This window comes from Variovorax sp. Root411, from assembly GCF_001425205.1.
Lineage (GTDB): Bacteria > Pseudomonadota > Gammaproteobacteria > Burkholderiales > Burkholderiaceae_C > Variovorax.
The window spans coordinates 1-15,886 of record NZ_LMDW01000004.1; the positions used below are offsets into that span (position 1 = coordinate 1).

Sequence of the window (15,886 nt, forward strand, 5' to 3'; positions counted from 1 at the left end):
GAAGTTCGGAATCGCGATACCGACCTGCGCCATGCCCATGAGCCCGACGTCGCCGAGCTTGTTGTGGCGTGCGGCAGCCGTCACGCCCACCAGCAGCGCGATGACGACAGTCAGGGCCATCGCCATCATGGCGAGCGGCACGGTGAGTGCGAGGCGTTCGAGGATCAGGTCGAGCACGGGCGAGCTGTAGGCGTAGCTGTCACCGAGGTTGCCGGTCAGCAGCCCACCGATCCAGTGCCAGTAGCGTGTCCATGCGGGCTGGTCGAGGCCGAGCTTGGTGGCCAGTGCCGCAACGGCTTCGGGCGAGGCATCGGGGCCCATGAGCATCTGCGCGGCGTTGCCCGGCAGGATCTCGAGCACGAGAAAGACGATGACCGAGGCGCCGATCAACGTGCCGATCAGCGTGGCGAGGCGCTTGAATAGAAACAGGCTCATGGGGCGGGGCGCAGCATAACTGACTCGTGCAACAAGTGTGCCGCGGATGTGGCCTTTGCCATTCATCGGCAGCCCGTCCGTCCGGCCCCGCGATAATCGGGGGATGGCCCTCATGATCACCGACGAATGCATCAACTGCGATGTCTGCGAGCCCGAGTGCCCGAACGATGCGATCTACATGGGTGCAGAGTTCTACGAGATCGATCCGCACAAGTGCACCGAGTGCGTCGGCCACTTCGACGAGCCGCAGTGCGTGCAGATCTGCCCGGTGGCCTGCATTCCCGTGAATCCCGAGCACGTGGAAAGCCGCGAGACGCTGATGCAGAAATACGAGCGTCTCACGGCGATCAAGGTGACGCCCGTGTCGAGCAGCGCCTAGCCGGCCGATTTCCGTTTCTTTTTCTTGCGCTCCGAGGCGTCGCCGGCCGCCCTTGAACTCTGGCCGCCGCTGAAATTCAGGCTGGACCTGCGCGGATCGCTGGCCGCCTTGCGTGCGCGATCCTTCTCCCTTTGCTCGGACAGGGCAAGCCGTCTTTCCGCCAGCGCGGCGCTCCTGGCCTCCCGCGCGGCCCGCTGATCGCGGTCGTTGGCCGCCTTTTCCTGGGACAGCCGAGTGCGTTCCAGGTGGTCGGCGTAGGTCTGGACGCTGCGTGTGCCGGCGTCGGCAGCCCGGCGGTCCTGGTCGCTGCGGTGGTCGTTCACCTTCACCGTCGTGCCGCCTTCACAAGGCTGATCGGAATAGGTGTTGCCGCATCGCCAGGTTTTTGTGGCGTTTTGGGCGGACGCGCCTATGGAGAAGGCACATGTTGCTATTGAAAATATAGCAATCACGATGCTCCTCGCTCTCGTTCTTTTTCTTTTCTTCTCGCTCATTTTTTATTTCTCTCCCTCCTGCACTCCGATGGCCGGCTAGGTGGCGGCAGGCGTGCCTCCGTCGCCGGGCTCCCGCCGCGGCGGTTTGGGCCGGGGCGGTTTGCTCGTGTGAATGACCAGCGTCGCCTTTTCCATCTCGCCCGCCACCAGCGCAGGCAGCGCGTGCAGGGTGCGGACGATGGCGTCCTCTATCGCTTCACGTTGTTCCTTGAGCGGCTTCTTGAGCACCCAGTTGACGACCTCCGACTTCACGCCAGGGTGTCCGATGCCCAGCCGCAGGCGCCAGTAGTCGCCGGTGCCCAATTGCGCGTGGATGTCGCGCAGTCCGTTATGACCGGCATGGCTGCCGCCGAACTTGAGCTTGACCTGGCCCGGCACCACGTCGAGTTCGTCGTGCGCCACGAGGATTTCCTCGGGCGCGATCTTGAAGAAACGGGCGAGGGCGGCCACCGACTTGCCCGACAGGTTCATGAAGGTCTGCGGCTCCAGCAGCCAGATGCTCTGGCCGCCGATGTTGGCGCGCGCGGCAAGGCCGTGGTAGCTGCGCTCGGGCACGAGGTTGAGTTTCCATTCGCGCGCAACGGCGTCGATCCACCAGAAGCCGGCGTTGTGCCGCGTGGCTTCGTACTCGGGGCCCGGGTTTCCGAGGCCGACAAACAGCTTGATCATGGTCGTGGATTATCTGATCCGCCAAAAGCAAAAGGCCCGCACGGGGCGGGCCTTCGAAAAGACAGACGCGAGAAGTGGATTACTTCTTGGCGGTCTTGGCAGCCGGGGTCTTGGCGGCGGGAGCAGCCTTGCCACCCTTGCCGGCCGGAGCGGCAGCTGCGTCGGCAGCGGCTGCGCCTTCGGCGGGAGCATCGGCTTCTTCGGCAGCCGGCGTCACGGCCGAAGCCAGCACCGGGTTGACCTTGCCGTGGCTGACCCACTTCACGCCCTTGGGCAGCTTGATGTCCTTCAGCGTGACGGTGCCGTTCTTCTTCAAGCCCGACAGGTCGACTTCGATGAACTCGGGCAGATCGCTCGGCAGGCAGTTCAGTTCGAGTTCGGTCGTCACGTGGTTGACCAGGTTCAGGTCGATCTTGACGGCTTCGGATTCTTCTTCACCCTTGAAGTGCAGCGGCACCTTCATGGTCATGCGGGTCTTGGCATCGACGCGCTGGAAGTCGATGTGTTGCACCAGCTGGCGGAACGGGTGGTATTGCACGTCGCGCAGCAGAACCTTGCTGACGGCGCCGCCGATTTCCATTTCGAGCACGCTCGCATGGAAGGCTTCCTTCTTCAGGGCGTGCCACAGCGCGTTGTGATCGATCTCGATCAGTTGCGGCTGGGTGTCGCCACCGTAGACGATGCCGGGGGTCTTGCCCGAGATGCGGAGACGGCGGCTCGCACCCGTGCCCTGCTTTGCGCGCTCAAAAGCGACGAATTTCATAACTAGCTCCTGTGAGAGTCCACCGCGACCAGTGCGACTCCGGTTCAAAAAGGCCTCCCGCAAAGGAGGCCCGCTTCATGCCCCGGTCAGAACAGGTTGTCCTGATCCGAGAACAAACTCATCACCGACTCGCCCTTGGCAATGCGCTGGATCGTTTCGGCGATCAGCGGTGCCACGGAGAGTTGGCGGATCTTTCCGCAGGCGTGGGCCGCGTCGGAAAGGGGAATGGTGTTGGTCACGACCACTTCATCGAGCGCGGAGTGGGTGATGCGCTCGATGGCCGGGCCCGAGAAGATCGGGTGCGTGCAGTAGGCGTAGACGCTCTTGGCACCGCGCTCTTTCAGCACTTCGGCAGCTTTGACCAGCGTGCCGGCCGTGTCGATCATGTCGTCCATGATCACGCAGTTGCGGCCGTCGATCTCGCCGATCACGTTCATGACTTCGCTGACGTTGGCCTTCGGGCGGCGCTTGTCGATGATGGCGAGGTCGCAATTCAGCTGCTTGGCCAGCGCACGCGCGCGAACCACGCCGCCGACGTCGGGCGAGACCACGATCAGGTCTTCGTAGTTCTTGGCGCGCAGGTCGCCCAGCAGCACGGGCGAGGCGTAGATGTTGTCGACCGGGATGTCGAAGAAGCCCTGGATCTGGTCGGCGTGCAGGTCCATCGTGAGCACGCGCTCGACACCCACGGTTTCCAGCAGGTTGGCCACCACCTTGGCCGAGATCGGCACGCGGCTCGAACGCGGGCGGCGGTCCTGTCGGGCATAGCCGAAGTAGGGAATCACGGCGCTGATGCGTCCGGCCGAAGCGCGCTTGAGCGCGTCGACCATGATCAGCAGTTCCATCAGGTTTTCGTTGGTCGGAGCGCAGGTCGACTGCACCACGAACACGTCGCGGGCACGGACGTTCTGGTTGATCTCGACGGTGACTTCCCCATCGGAGAAGCGACCGACGCGTGCGGCGCCCAGCGAGGTGCCGAGGTTGTGCGCGATTTCTGCGGCAAGGCCCGGATTGGCGTTGCCGGTGAAAACCATGAAATCAGGGTGATTAGCCTGCATGAGCGCGTCCCGGCAGTGCGAATTGGCTTAGGAAGCCGCCAAAGGTTTGTGATGCATGGCGGCCGGTGAGCCGCCGATTATTGCAGCGGGTGGGCTGCAAAAGAAGACTGCGGCCGTTGGGCCGCAGTCTTTGAAGATTTGGCAGGGGAGAAAGGATTCGAACCTTTGCATGCTGGAATCAAAATCCAGTGCCTTAACCAGCTTGGCGACTCCCCTACACGGGTCGATGGTTTTCACCATCAACCGATATATGTCGCATCGAACCGAATGAACGGTCCGATCATCTTCAAGTTGCCCACCCGCACAGCGGATGAACTTCCAGGTTGCTGCATTGACGAACCTGCCAGCCTTCGGGGGCTTCGAGCAGTTCCGCTTCCTGCGGCGCTTGCGGCATCTTCGCGAACACCGAACTTCCGGAGCCGGTCATCCGGGCCTTCAACCCCTGGGCGCCGAGCCATTCGATGGCGTCGGTGACGGCGGGGCAAAGTCGCTGGGCAACCGGCTGCAGGTCGTTGTGGCCGAAGTCGAAAACCGAAGAGCTCAAAACCGAGCTTTCCAGGTTTTTCGCTTCAGACAATTCGCTATCTGCAGCAAAGCCCGAGATTATAGCAACAGGCGTGGCGCGTTGAAGATCGGAAGCCGAAAAAATTAATCGGGTATCGAGTCCCTCGGGTGGTTTGACCACCGCGAAACGCGCCGAGGGCAGTGTAACCGGTCGGATCTGCTCGCCGATGCCCTCGACCCATGCGTTGCGCCCGCCAAGGAAGAAAGGCACGTCTGCGCCCAGCTTCAGGCCGATGCGGGCCAGCCGCGACAGGGGCAGGTTCAGCCCCCAAAGGCGGTTCAGCGCGAGCAGGCAGGTGGCCGCGTCCGACGATCCGCCGCCCATGCCAGCCTGCGCCGGCACATGCTTGGCCACGCCGATGTGCGCGCCCTGGCCGGGTGCGGCAAATGCCTGCAGGGCGCGGGCGGCGCGCAGGATCAGGTCGTCGGCGGGCAGTTCGGTCGTCAGGTCCTCGCGGCTCAGCTGGCCATCGCGCCGCAATTCGACGTGGAGCGTGTCGCACCAGTCGATCAGCATGAAGACCGATTGCAGCAGGTGGTAGCCATCGTCGCGCTGGCCGGTGATGTGGAGGAAGAGGTTGAGCTTGGCCGGCGCGGGAAGGTCGTGGATCGCCTTCATGACCGCTCGAACACGATGCGCAGGTCGGCCCTCGGACTCGGCGATTCGCGCACTGCCTGCAACCGCCCGTTGCCGAGTTGCGCAAGATCGGGCTTCCAGCCGGGAACGGGGTCGTTGCGGCCCGCGAGCCAGCCGAACAGCGCGCCGACCGGAATGGCGGCGCCGGTGGCGGCCTCGATCAGCGCATCGACGGAGTCGAAGCGCCGCGTCTTGCTGCCGTCTTTCAGCAGGGCCTCGCCCGGCGCCCAATGCAGTTGCGCCAGCGTGCTGCCGATGGGCGTCGTGAGCGTCAGGTCGCCGGTCTCGGCGGAGCCGCGCAGCTCGAACAGCGCAGCGAAGGTCTGCACCGGCTCGCTGTCGATGCGCAGCGACATGCGGCCGCTCCAGCTGTCCGAGGGCGTGCGGGTTGAAGGGCCACCCGAAAGCTGGGCGCAGCCCGCCACCGCAAGCAGGGCCACGCCACCCATCGCCAGAATGGCGCGCCGGCTACCGCCTTCGGCCTGCCTGGGGGCGAGCATCATCTACGGCTTCACGCGCAGGCGCTTGAGCGTTTCCTGCAGCGTCTCGTTCTCGGCATCGCTCAGCAAGGCTTCCTTCCAGACCGTGACCGCGCGGTCCTTCTGGCCGGTGCTCCACAGGACTTCGCCGAAGTGCGCACCGATCTCCGGATCGGGCCGCGTCTTGTAGGCCGCCTCGAGGATGCGGATCGCCTCGGTCGTGTTGCCGAGCCGGAACTCGACCCAACCCAGGCTGTCGGCAATGAACGGATCTTCGGGCGCCAGTTGCACCGCCTTCTGGATCAGCGTGCGTGCTTCGTCGAGCCGGATCTTGCGATCGGCGAACGAGTAGCCCAGCGCGTTGTATGCGTTCTGGCTCTCGGGCTTGAGCTCGATGAGCCGGCGCAGCAGGCGCTCCATGTCGTCGAGGCGATTGAGCTTCTCGGCGACCATGGCCTGGTCATAGACGAGGTCGCCGTCGTCCGGCGACTTCGCCGAGGCCTGGGCGAGCATGTCGTAGGCCGCCTGGTACTGCTTCGCGTCGCGCAGCAGCTGCACTTCGGCAAGGAATTTCTGCTTCTTGTCGTCAGGCGTGCGCTCGGGCAGGCCGCGGATGATTTCGCGCGCCTGGGGCAGCTTGCCCTGGCGCGCCAGCAGGGCCGCGCGGCGGGTCTGCGCGGCCACCAGCTCGTCGGCCCCGTCGACGCGCGCGAGCCAGCGCTCGGCCGCCGTGAAGTCCTTGCGCCGCTCCGCCAGTTGCGACAGCGCAAAGTACGCCTGCGTCACACCGCGCTTGCGGTCGGCGGCGTCGTCGGCATCCTTGTTGGCGCCGCGGTTGCCCGACAGCTCGATGAAGCGCTTGATCGAGGTCTCGGCCGCAGCGTCCTGCCTGGCCTGCATCTGGAGGCTGCCGAGCAGCAGCCACGGCTCCGGCAGTTCCGGGCGCGACGTAGTCAGCACCTGGAGTTGCGCGGCGGAATCGTTGTAGCGCCGGTTCTCGACCAGCACGCGCGCATAGGCAACGCGCAGGTCGGGCGCGGCCTTCGGGTTGCTGTTCAGGTAGCGCGTGACGATCGGTTCGGCAAGCGGCTGTCCGGGGTCGATCATTTCGAGCGCCAGTGCAGCGGGTGCATCGGAGGCGGGGTCGATCTCCTGGCCCTTGCGCGCAGCCTCCAGAGCGCCGGAGGCATCGCCTGCATTGAGGCGCAGGCGGCCGACGGTGGCCCAGGCCAGTCCGCCGCTGGTCGGGCTTTTCAGTTCGTCGACCAGGGCCTGCTCGACCACAGAGGCGGCCAGCTTCTTGTCCGAGGCGCGCGAGTAGTTGCGTGCGATCACGGCCATGAGCAGCGGGCGTTCGACTTGCGAGGTTGCAGCCACTTCGGCGCGCAGCGGCTCGACGGTTTCGCCGATGCGGTTCAGCGCAATCAGGATCTGAAGCTCGATGCGGCGTGCGTCGCGCGAGGTCGGCAGGGCTTCTTGCCAAGCCCGCGCCGCGGCGAGCGCCGCATCTCCGGAGCGCGATTGCAGGGCGATCTCGACTGCACGCTGGAACAGCTTGCCGTCGCGTAGCCGGCGGGCGGCATCGAGCACCAGCGCGTAGCCGGAGCCGGGGTCGCCGGAGCGGGCAGTCATCTCGCCCATCAGGATTTCGTAGAACAGGTCGGCCGTCAGCGCAGACGGCTGCGGTGCGGGTTCGCTGGCCGGCTTGGCCGCAGTGACCTTGGGCTTGGCTGCGGGCTTCGGCTGTGCCGAGTATTCGATGGTCAGCGCAGGGCCGTCGGGGGCTGCAGGGGCGGCGGATTGTGCGTGAACCGCACAGGCCAGCAAGGCGAGGGACGCGGCCGCCGCAAGGCGGTGTCGGCGGGGCGAAAGATTCATCCGACCATAATAATCGAGGCTCCCGAATGAGCGCCCCGTGGGGCCTCGTTGCCGCTGGCGTTTGCCGGAGATTTACTTTCCATGCCTGAACTACCCGAAGTCGAAGTCACCCGCCGTGGTTTTGCCGACCGCATCGCGGGCGCGCGCATCGACGCGGTGCGCATCGGCAAGCCCCTGCGCTGGGCGCTGATGGTGTTGCCCGAGGCGCTGGTCGGGCGGCAGGTGCGCGAGGTGCGGCGGCGCGGCAAATACCTGCTGATCGATCTCGACCGCGGCATCCTTCTGCTGCACCTGGGCATGTCGGGCAGCCTGCGTTTCGACGCGGCGCTGCCGCCGCCCGGGCCGCATGATCATTTTGACTTGGTCACCGACCGGGGCACACTGCGGCTCAACGATCCGCGCCGCTTCGGCGCGGTGGTCTACGTGGACGACGAGGCCGCCCCATGGGCCATCAAGCTGCTAGGCGGGCTGGGCATGGAGCCGCTGGGCGATGCCTTCGACCTCAATGCCTTCCATGCCGGCCTCAAGAAGCGCAAGAGCGCCGTCAAGCAGGTGCTGCTGGCGGGCGACGTGGTGGTGGGCGTGGGCAACATCTATGCGTCGGAGGCGCTGTTCCAGGCGGGCATCCGGCCGACGTTGTCGGCCGCGCGCATCAGCCGCCCGCGGGCGGCGAGGCTCCATGCGGCAGTGCGCGAGATCCTGGCGCGGGCCGTGGAGAAAGGCGGCAGCACGCTGCGCGATTTCTCCAATGTGGATGGGCAGAATGGCTATTTCCAGCTCGAAGCGACCGTCTATGGCCGCGCGGGCGAACCCTGTCGGGTTTGCGCAACGCCGATCCGCCTGCTGCGCCAGGGGCAGCGCTCCACCTATTACTGTCCCAAGTGCCAGAAGTAAGCTTCACAATCCGACGAGAGAAACAATATGGAAACGGTTGTTTCTTGTTCCCGATGCTATATTTGTAAGTTGTTTCTTACATATTTCCCTTGAGCCGCTCCTTCAACCAACAACTCGATCAGCACGGCGCGTGGCGGAGCAATTTCGCCCACCGGCTGCAGTGGCTGTCCCGCTGGCTGACCGAGAACGAGCTGCTCGACCAGGCCGTGGCGGAGCGCCTGCGCGGCCTTGAAACGCAGATCCGCACCAGCAAGGTCATGGTCGCCTTCGTGGCCGAGTTCTCCCGCGGCAAGTCGGAGTTGATCAATGCGATCTTCTTCGCCGGCTACGGGCGGCGCATCATGCCGGCCAGTGCGGGCCGCACCACCATGTGCCCGACCGAACTGGGCTACGACGCCGCGCTCGCGCCCAAGCTGCGCCTGCTTCCGATCGAAACCCGCCTGGAGCCGCACTCGCTGGCCCACTGGCGCGAGAAGTCCACGCGCTGGACCGAAGTCTCCATCGACGTCGGCAACGCCGAGCAACTGGCGCAGGCCATGAGCAAGGTGGCCGAGGTGCGCTGGGTCGCCAAGGACGAAGCGCGCACGCTGGGTTTCTGGAACGACGACACGCCCGACGACAACCCGGCGCAGGACGCGCAGGGCCGCGTCGAAATTCCGCGCTGGCGGCATGCGGTGCTGAACATGCCGCATCCGCTGCTGGAGCAGGGGCTGGTGATTCTCGATACCCCGGGCCTGAACGCGATCGGCGCCGAACCCGAACTCACGGTGAGCCTGATTCCGCAGGCCCATGCGGTGGTCTTCATCCTGGGCGCTGAAACCGGCGTGACGCGCTCCGATCTCTCGATCTGGCGCGAACACCTGATCACCGAGGACGAAGGCAACGACACGCGCTTCGTGGTGCTCAACAAGATCGACACGATGTGGGACACGCTGAGCACGCCCGCGCACATCGAGCAGCAGATCGAGCGCCAGCGCGAAGGCGCGGCCCGCCTGCTCGAAGTGCCGCTGGCGCAGGTGCTGCCGGTGTCCGCGCAGAAGGGGCTGCAGGCCAAGATCCAGCACGACGGACAACTGCTGCAGACCAGCCGCCTGCCGGCGCTCGAGTCCCTGCTGGCCGAAGGCGTGCTCGGCAAGCGCGAAACCATGCTGCGGCTGGCGGTCGACGCGGGCATGACCGCGCTGCGTGCCGAGGCCGAGCGCATTTTGAAGGTGCGCCAGCGCGACCTGTCCGAGCAGGCGCTCGAGCTGCAGGGGCTGCGCGGCAAGAACGTCTCGGTGATCCGCCACATGCGCGCGCGCATCGACCAGGAGCACACCGAGTTCGAAGGCAGCAACACGCGCATCCTGGCGCTGCGCTCGGTGCAGGGAAAGCTGCTGCGCGAGGTGTATGCCGTGCTCGGCCGCACCGCACTGAAGGCCGACATGGTGAAGCTCTCGGCCGCGCTCAAGCGCCCCGGTGTCAAGTTCAACGTTCGCAAGGTGTACGCCGAGACTTTCGACGCGCTGCGCAACAACCTGCGCGAGGTGCAGGCGACCACGGCGGAGATCCAGTCGATGCTGCACGCCACCTTCCGCCAGCTGAATGCCGAGCAGGGCTTCACGCTTCAGGCACCGGCCGAGCCCGATCTCACGGGCTTCGAGCAGGAGCTGGGCCAGATCGAGCGCAGCCACATCCATTACCTGGGCGTGGGCAACCTGCTGAAGCTCGCGCAGGCCGACTTCTGCGACAAGCTGGTGCGTGCGCTGGCCAGCCGGCTGCGGCTCGTCAACGAGGCGGCCATGACCGAGGTCGAGCGCTGGAGCAAGGGTGCGAGCGCGCAGATCGATGCGCAACTCAAGGAGCGCCGCCGCAATTTCAGCAAGCGCATCGAGGCGATCGAGCGCATCCAGAGCGCGGCGGGCAACCTCGACGAGCGGTTGGTCGAACTTGCCGCGCAGGAGAGCAACCTCACCGAGCTTCATGTGCAGCTGCGCGAGTTCACATCGATGATCGCGCAGCACGGAAGGCCGCAGGCCGCGGCCACTGTCGGCGAGCTGCGTGCGGCCTGAAGTTTCCGTCTCCACGGCGGCTGCGACCCTGCCATTGCCCCCCGATTTCGCCGCGCAGATCGTGAGCTGGCAGCGCAGCCACGGGCGCAGCCAGCTGCCGTGGCAGAACACCCGCGACCCGTACCGCGTCTGGCTGTCGGAAGTGATGCTCCAGCAGACGCAGGTGTCGACGGTGCTCGGCTACTTCGCGCGCTTTCTCGAACGCTTTCCCGACGTGAAGGCGCTGGCCGCCGGCACCGAGGACGAGGTGTTCGGGCTCTGGAGCGGGCTGGGCTACTACAGCCGGGCGCGCAACATGCACCGTTGTGCGCAGGATGTCGTCGCGCGCTTCGGCGGCGAGTTTCCGCGCACCGCCGCCGAGCTCGTCACCTTGCCCGGCATCGGCCGCTCGACCTCCGCGGCCATTGCGGCGTTCTGCTTCGGCGAGCGCGTGGCGATCCTCGACGGCAACGTCAAGCGCGTGCTGACGCGCGTGCTCGGTTTCGCGGGCGACATGTCTTCGGCGGCGCAGGAGCGTGCGCTGTGGGACCTCGCGACGCAATTGCTTCCTCCGGCCGACCAGAAAGAGGCCATCGCGCACTACACCCAGGGCGTGATGGACCTCGGCGCAACGGTCTGCCTGCCGCGCAAGCCGAGCTGCATGATCTGCCCGATCCACAAGACCTGCGCGGCCCTGCGGGAAGGCGCACCGGAGCGCTATCCCGTCAAGACGCGCAAGCTCAAGCGCAGCGCCCAGTCGCTCTGGGTGCTGCTGGCGCGCGATGCGCAAGGGCGGGTGTGGCTGGAGAAGCGGCAGTCGAAGGGCATCTGGGCAGGGCTTTATTGCCTGCCCGTGTTCGACAGCCGCGAAGACCTTCTGGCCGTGCTGCCGACGACCGCGCAGCGCGGCGTGCAGGACCTTCCGGCCTTCGTGCATGTGCTGACCCACAAGGACCTTCACCTGCACCCGTTGAAGCTCCAGGGCGGCCAGCCGCAAGGCGATGGCGCGCGCTGGGTCGATGCGGACGAGTGGAGCCGGCTGGGCCTGCCGGCGCCGATGCGCAAGCTGCTCGAGGGCAGCGAGGCTTAGACAGTCAGATCGCGTCTAGCTCGCGGTGCCGCTTGAGCGCACCCCAGCGCGCACCGAACGAGCGCGCCAGCTGCTCGACCAGGAATACCGAACGATGCTGCCCGCCCGTGCAGCCGATGGCCACCGTCACGTAGCTGCGATGGTCGCGCGCCAGCGCATCGAGCCAGTGCGCGAGGAACTGCTCGATGTCGTCGTACATGCGCGCCACGTCGTCGTGCTCGCGCAGCCATTCGATCACCGGCTCGTCGCGGCCCGTGAGCGGGCGCAGCGCGGGCACGTAGTGCGGATTGGGCAGCATGCGCACGTCGAACACGTAGTCCGCATCGAGCGGCACGCCGCGCTTGAAGGCGAACGATTCGAACACCAGCGTCAGCGCGCTCTGCGGCGCGGAGATCAACGACTTGATGTAGCTCTGCAACTGCGCCGGCCGGATCAGGCTGGTGTCGATCACGTCGGCGCCGTCGCGCAGGTCGGCCAGCAGCTCACGTTCGAGCTCGATCGCCTGCATCAGCACACGGTGCTGCTCGGGCACGTCGGTGCGGCCTTCCTGGCGCGAGAGCGGGTGGCGGCGGCGGGTTTCCGAATAGCGGCGCAGCAGGGCGTCGGTGGTCGCGTCGAGGAACAGCGAACGCAGCGAAATCTCGCCGTCGCGCTGCAGCGCGTCGAGCTGATGCGGAACGATCGGCAGCGAGACGCCGCTGCGCACGTCCATGGCGATGGCCACCCGCGTGGCCTGCTGCTCATGTTGCAGCGCGATGAAGGGGGTCAGCAGCTCGGGCGGCAGGTTGTCGACGCAGTAATAGCCAGCGTCCTCCAGCGCGTGCAGGGCCACCGACTTGCCGGAACCCGACATGCCCGTGATGAGCACGAGGTCGAGGCTCATGGCGCGGTCGCCGCAGTCTTGTGGCCGAGCATCTCGCGTGCGTGCGCGAGCGAGGTCTGCGAGACCTTCTCGCCGCCCAGCATGCGGGCGATTTCCCTGGCGCGGTTGTCGTCGTCGAGGCGCGACACACCGCTTTCGGTGCGCGGGCCGTCCTTGCCCGCCGCCGCCGTCTGGCGCTTGGCCACCACGAGGTGATGGTCGGCGCAGGCGGCCACCTGGGGCAGGTGGGTCACGGCGAGCACCTGGCGGTCGCGGCCGAGTTGCTTCATGAGGCGGCCGACGGTCTCGGCCACTGCGCCGCCGACGCCGGCATCGACCTCGTCGAAGATCAGCGTCTGCGCGGCGCCGAGCTGGCTGGTGGTCACGGCGATGGCCAGCGCAATGCGCGACAGTTCGCCGCCCGAGGCCACCTTGCCGATGGCCCGGGGCGTGCTGCCCGTGTGGCCGGCCACGAGGAAGGCCACGTCTTCGAGGCCCGCGCGGCCGGGCTGCGCCAGCGGCTGCAGTTCGACGTCGAAGCGTCCGCCCTGCATGCCGAGGCCCTGCATGGCGTTGGTGACGGCCTGGGCGAGGCGCGGTGCGGCCTGCTTGCGGGCCTTGCCCAGCGCCTTGGCTTCCTTCATGTAGGCCTGTTGCGCGCCTTGCTCGGCACGCTCCAGGCCTTCGAGATCGCTTTGCGCATCGAGCGCCTGCAACTCGGCCTGCCAGCCGGCCAGCAGCGCCGGCAGCTCGGCGGGTGTGCGCTTGTAGCGGCGCGCAAGCGACATCCACAGGCCCATGCGTTCGTCCAGCTCGGCCAGGCTTTGCGGATCGGTGTCGGCGTTGCGCAGGTAGCCGTGCAGCGTGTGGGCCGCGTCGGAAGCCTGCGCCACGCACGAGGCGAGCACCTCGCCCAGCGCGCGGAACTCGGGCTCGATGTGCTCGCAGTTCTGCAGCAGCGTTGCCGCCCGCGAGAGCGCGGGGAGGGCACCGCTGTCGTCGTCTTCCAGCGCCTGGCTGGCGCCCTGGGCCGCGTCGATCAGCGCTTGCGCGTTGGAGATGCGCGAGTGGTTGGTCGACAGCTCCTCCCACTCGTCGGCGCCCGGCGCGAGCTTGGCGACTTCGGAGATCTGCCACTGCAGCCGCTCGCGTTCGCGTTGCAGCGAGTCTTGCGCCGAGCGTGCATGTTCGAGCGCCGAAAGCGCTTGCCGCCAGCCCTGCCATGCGGCGTCGAGCGCGTCGGTGCGCACGCCGGCATAGGCGTCGAGCAAGCCGCGCACGGCTTCGGGGCGGGTCAGGCTCTGCCAGGCGTGCTGGCCGTGGATGTCGAGCAGGCGGTCGCCGAGTTCGCGCAATTGCGTGGCCGTGGCCGGGCTGCCGTTGATCCAGCCGCGGCTGCGGCCCTGCAGGTCGACGGTGCGGCGCAGCAGCAGCGCGTCGCCGGCTTCGAAGCCGCCCTCGTCGAGCCATGTGTCCAGGGCTGGGTCGGCGTCGAACTCGGCGCTCACGTCGAGCCGCTCGGCGCCTTCGCGCACCGCGCCGGCGTCGGCGCGGTTGCCCAGGGCCAGTTGCAGTGCGTCGATCAGGATGGATTTACCCGCGCCCGTTTCACCAGTCAATACCGTGAAGCCGCCGGACAGGTCGAGTTCGAGTGATCGCACGATCACGAAGTCGCGCAGTGCGATGCGTCGCAGCGCCATTTCAGGAGCCCCCTTCGTTCCAGTGAAGTTTTTTGCGCAGCGTGTCGAAATAGCTCCAGCCGCGCGGGTGCAGGAAGCGCACGCGAAAGTCGGAGCGGCGCACCACCACGCGATCGCCGATGGCGAGCGAGGCCAGCGATTGCATGTCGAAATTGGCGCTGGCGTCGCGCCCGCCGACCAGTTCAATCACGATCTCGTCGGCATCGGGCAGCAGCACCGGGCGGTTCGACAGCGTGTGCGGCGCGATCGGCACCAGCACCCAGCCCGGCACCGCCGGATGCAGCAGCGGCCCGCCGGCCGACAGCGCATAGGCGGTCGAGCCCGTGGGCGTGGCGATGATCAGGCCATCGGCGCGCTGGTTGGCCACGAAATGGCGGCCCACCGACACGCGCAGCTCGACCATGCCCGAGGTTGCGCCACGGTTGACGACCACGTCGTTCATGGCCAGCGCGTCGAACACCGAGGCGCCGTCGCGCACGACCTGCGCATGCATCAGGCTGCGGTGGTCCTCCTCGTATTCGCCGGCCAGCATCGGGATCAGCGTGGCCTGGTAGTTGTCGAGCGGAATGTCGGTGATGAAACCGAGCCGGCCGCGGTTGATGCCGATCAGCGGAATGCCGTAGCTGGCGAGCTGCCGGCCGATGCCGAGCATGGTGCCGTCGCCGCCGACCACCAGGCCGAGGTCGCAGCGCTGGCCGATTTCCTCGACGCTCAGGGCTTCGTAGCGCGGATGTGCGGGGGCGCCGTCATCGTCGTCTTCGCAGGTCGAGCGCTCGACGAACACCGTGCAGCCTTGCGATTCGAGGAAGGTGCCGATGCCTTCCATGACGCCGTCGCGCGCATCCGCCTGCGCTCGGGCGCCGGACGCCTGGTATTTGCCGATCAGGGCGACGTGACGAAAGCGAGAGGTCATATCTCACAAATTACAACACTAAAATCTTGCAATGCTGGACGACCGTGCCAAGTTGCTGCTCAAGACGCTCGTCGAGCGCTACATCGCCGACGGGCAACCCGTCGGCTCGCGAACGCTTTCGCGGTCCTCGGGGCTCGACCTGTCGCCCGCGACCATACGCAACGTCATGTCCGACCTCGAGGCGCTGGGGCTGATTGCCAGCCCGCACACCTCGGCCGGCCGCATCCCGACGCACCGGGGCTACCGCCTCTTCGTCGATACCATGCTGACCGCCGAGCGCGAGCAGATGAGCACGCCAAGCCTGGCGCCCGACCAGCCGCAGAAGGTGATCGCCAATGCGGCGAACCTGCTGTCGAACCTGTCGCAGTTCGTCGGCGTGGTGATGGCGCCGCGGCGCGCCTCGGTGTTCAAGCAGATCGAGTTCCTGCGGCTCTCCGAGCGGCGCCTGCTGGTCATCATCGTCTCGCCCGATGGCGACGTGCAGAACCGGGTGATCTTTCCGGAGGCCGACTATTCGCAGTCGCAACTGGTCGAGGCCTCGAACTACATCAACGCGCACTACGCGGGCCTGACCATCGAGCAGGTGCGCGATCGGCTTCAGTCCGAGATCGAGAAGCTGCGAGGCGAGATCGCTGCGCTGATGCAGGCTGCGGTGCAGGTCAGTTCCGAGGTGCTGACCGAGGCGCAAGAAGACGAAGTCGTGATCTCCGGCGAGCGCAACCTGCTGTCGGTGAGCGATTTCTCCAGCGACATGGGCCAATTGCGGCGCGCCTTCGAGCTTTTCGAGCAGAAGGCCCAGTTGATGCGTCTGCTCGATGTGTCGAGCAAGGCCGAAGGCGTGCGCATCTTCATCGGCGGCGAAAGCCAGGTAGTGCCGTTCGAGGAGCTTTCCATCGTCAGTGCCAACTACGAGGTTGACGGGCAGGTCGTGGGCACGCTGGGCGTGATCGGCCCGACGCGCATGCCCTACGAACGCATGATCCAGATTGTCGATATCACGTCGCGCCTGGTCGGCAATGCGCTGAGCCATCGCAAGTAGGC

General features: G+C 66.7%; 16 protein-coding genes and 1 tRNA gene. 5 read left to right on the forward strand and 12 right to left on the reverse strand.

Features of this window, described 5'->3' with window-relative positions:
- The coding region (locus ASC92_RS08605) for an ABC transporter permease (RefSeq protein ID WP_162245711.1) at positions 1-435 on the reverse strand (435 nt) is incomplete at its 3' end.
- Between the two features lie 103 nt (positions 436-538).
- On the opposite strand from ASC92_RS08605, the gene ASC92_RS08610 reads away from it, so the two are divergent.
- The gene (locus tag ASC92_RS08610; protein WP_056513341.1) at positions 539-814 is read left to right on the forward strand and encodes a YfhL family 4Fe-4S dicluster ferredoxin; all 276 of its coding nucleotides are present in this window, start codon (positions 539-541) and stop codon (positions 812-814) included.
- Here ASC92_RS08610 and ASC92_RS08615 read toward each other — a convergent pair.
- From ASC92_RS08615 to ASC92_RS08650, 8 genes are all read right to left on the reverse strand, one after another.
- Complete coding sequence (locus ASC92_RS08615) at positions 811-1,308, reverse strand: hypothetical protein (protein ID WP_056513345.1); 498 nt, start codon at positions 1,306-1,308, stop codon at positions 811-813. The two genes, ASC92_RS08610 and ASC92_RS08615, sit on opposite strands and share 4 nt — an antisense overlap.
- 36 nt (positions 1,309-1,344) lie before the next feature.
- Positions 1,345-1,977, reverse strand: coding sequence for an aminoacyl-tRNA hydrolase (gene pth / locus ASC92_RS08620; protein WP_007834381.1), 633 nt, complete (start codon positions 1,975-1,977; stop codon positions 1,345-1,347).
- A 79-nt stretch (positions 1,978-2,056) separates the two neighbouring features.
- Positions 2,057-2,740, reverse strand: a complete 684-nt coding sequence (locus ASC92_RS08625) for a 50S ribosomal protein L25/general stress protein Ctc (RefSeq protein ID WP_056513347.1) — start codon at positions 2,738-2,740, stop codon at positions 2,057-2,059.
- Positions 2,741-2,826: 86 nt separating this feature from the next.
- Entirely contained in the window at positions 2,827-3,798 is a 972-nt protein-coding gene (locus ASC92_RS08630) for a ribose-phosphate pyrophosphokinase (protein WP_056513350.1), read from the reverse strand.
- Between the two features lie 139 nt (positions 3,799-3,937).
- A tRNA-Gln gene (locus tag ASC92_RS08635) sits at positions 3,938-4,014 on the reverse strand.
- Positions 4,015-4,084: 70 nt separating this feature from the next.
- A complete protein-coding gene (ispE, locus tag ASC92_RS08640; protein WP_056513353.1) occupies positions 4,085-4,981 on the reverse strand; it encodes a 4-(cytidine 5'-diphospho)-2-C-methyl-D-erythritol kinase in 897 nt (298 codons plus the stop codon).
- Positions 4,978-5,502 (reverse strand): lipoprotein insertase outer membrane protein LolB, encoded by a 525-nt coding sequence (locus ASC92_RS08645; protein WP_056513356.1) that lies wholly within the window; start codon positions 5,500-5,502, stop codon positions 4,978-4,980. Before ASC92_RS08645 ends, ispE begins: the two co-directional genes overlap by 4 nt.
- Complete coding sequence (locus ASC92_RS08650; protein ID WP_056513360.1) at positions 5,503-7,356, reverse strand: tetratricopeptide repeat protein; 1,854 nt, start codon at positions 7,354-7,356, stop codon at positions 5,503-5,505.
- Between the two features lie 81 nt (positions 7,357-7,437).
- On the opposite strand from ASC92_RS08650, the gene mutM reads away from it, so the two are divergent.
- The 3 genes from mutM to mutY all read left to right on the forward strand — a co-directional run bounded on the left by mutM (position 7,438) and on the right by mutY (position 11,370).
- Positions 7,438-8,250: a bifunctional DNA-formamidopyrimidine glycosylase/DNA-(apurinic or apyrimidinic site) lyase gene (mutM, locus tag ASC92_RS08655; RefSeq protein ID WP_056513364.1), complete on the forward strand. Its 813-nt coding sequence runs from the start codon at positions 7,438-7,440 to the stop codon at positions 8,248-8,250.
- Positions 8,251-8,339: 89 nt separating this feature from the next.
- Positions 8,340-10,301: a dynamin family protein gene (locus ASC92_RS08660; protein WP_056513367.1), complete on the forward strand. Its 1,962-nt coding sequence runs from the start codon at positions 8,340-8,342 to the stop codon at positions 10,299-10,301.
- 34 nt (positions 10,302-10,335) lie between these two features.
- Positions 10,336-11,370 carry an A/G-specific adenine glycosylase gene (gene mutY / locus ASC92_RS08665; protein WP_157609008.1) on the forward strand — a complete coding sequence of 345 codons (1,035 nt, stop codon included), beginning with the start codon at positions 10,336-10,338 and terminating at the stop codon, positions 11,368-11,370.
- Positions 11,371-11,374: 4 nt separating this feature from the next.
- On the opposite strand, the gene rapZ is transcribed toward mutY, so the two are convergent.
- Genes rapZ through ASC92_RS08680 form a run of 3 tightly spaced genes read right to left on the reverse strand, consistent with a single transcriptional unit; the run spans position 11,375 to position 14,845 of the window.
- A complete protein-coding gene (gene rapZ / locus ASC92_RS08670) occupies positions 11,375-12,253 on the reverse strand; it encodes an RNase adapter RapZ (RefSeq protein ID WP_056513372.1) in 879 nt (292 codons plus the stop codon).
- Positions 12,250-13,932, reverse strand: a complete 1,683-nt coding sequence (recN, locus tag ASC92_RS08675; RefSeq protein WP_056513375.1) for a DNA repair protein RecN — start codon at positions 13,930-13,932, stop codon at positions 12,250-12,252. Before recN ends, rapZ begins: the two co-directional genes overlap by 4 nt.
- A gap of 1 nt (position 13,933) precedes the next feature.
- Positions 13,934-14,845, reverse strand: coding sequence for an NAD kinase (locus ASC92_RS08680; RefSeq protein ID WP_007834361.1), 912 nt, complete (start codon positions 14,843-14,845; stop codon positions 13,934-13,936).
- 31 nt (positions 14,846-14,876) lie between these two features.
- Between ASC92_RS08680 and hrcA the strand changes: the two genes are divergently transcribed.
- Positions 14,877-15,884: a heat-inducible transcriptional repressor HrcA gene (gene hrcA / locus ASC92_RS08685; RefSeq protein WP_007834354.1), complete on the forward strand. Its 1,008-nt coding sequence runs from the start codon at positions 14,877-14,879 to the stop codon at positions 15,882-15,884.
- The last annotated feature ends 2 nt before the right edge of the window (positions 15,885-15,886 follow it).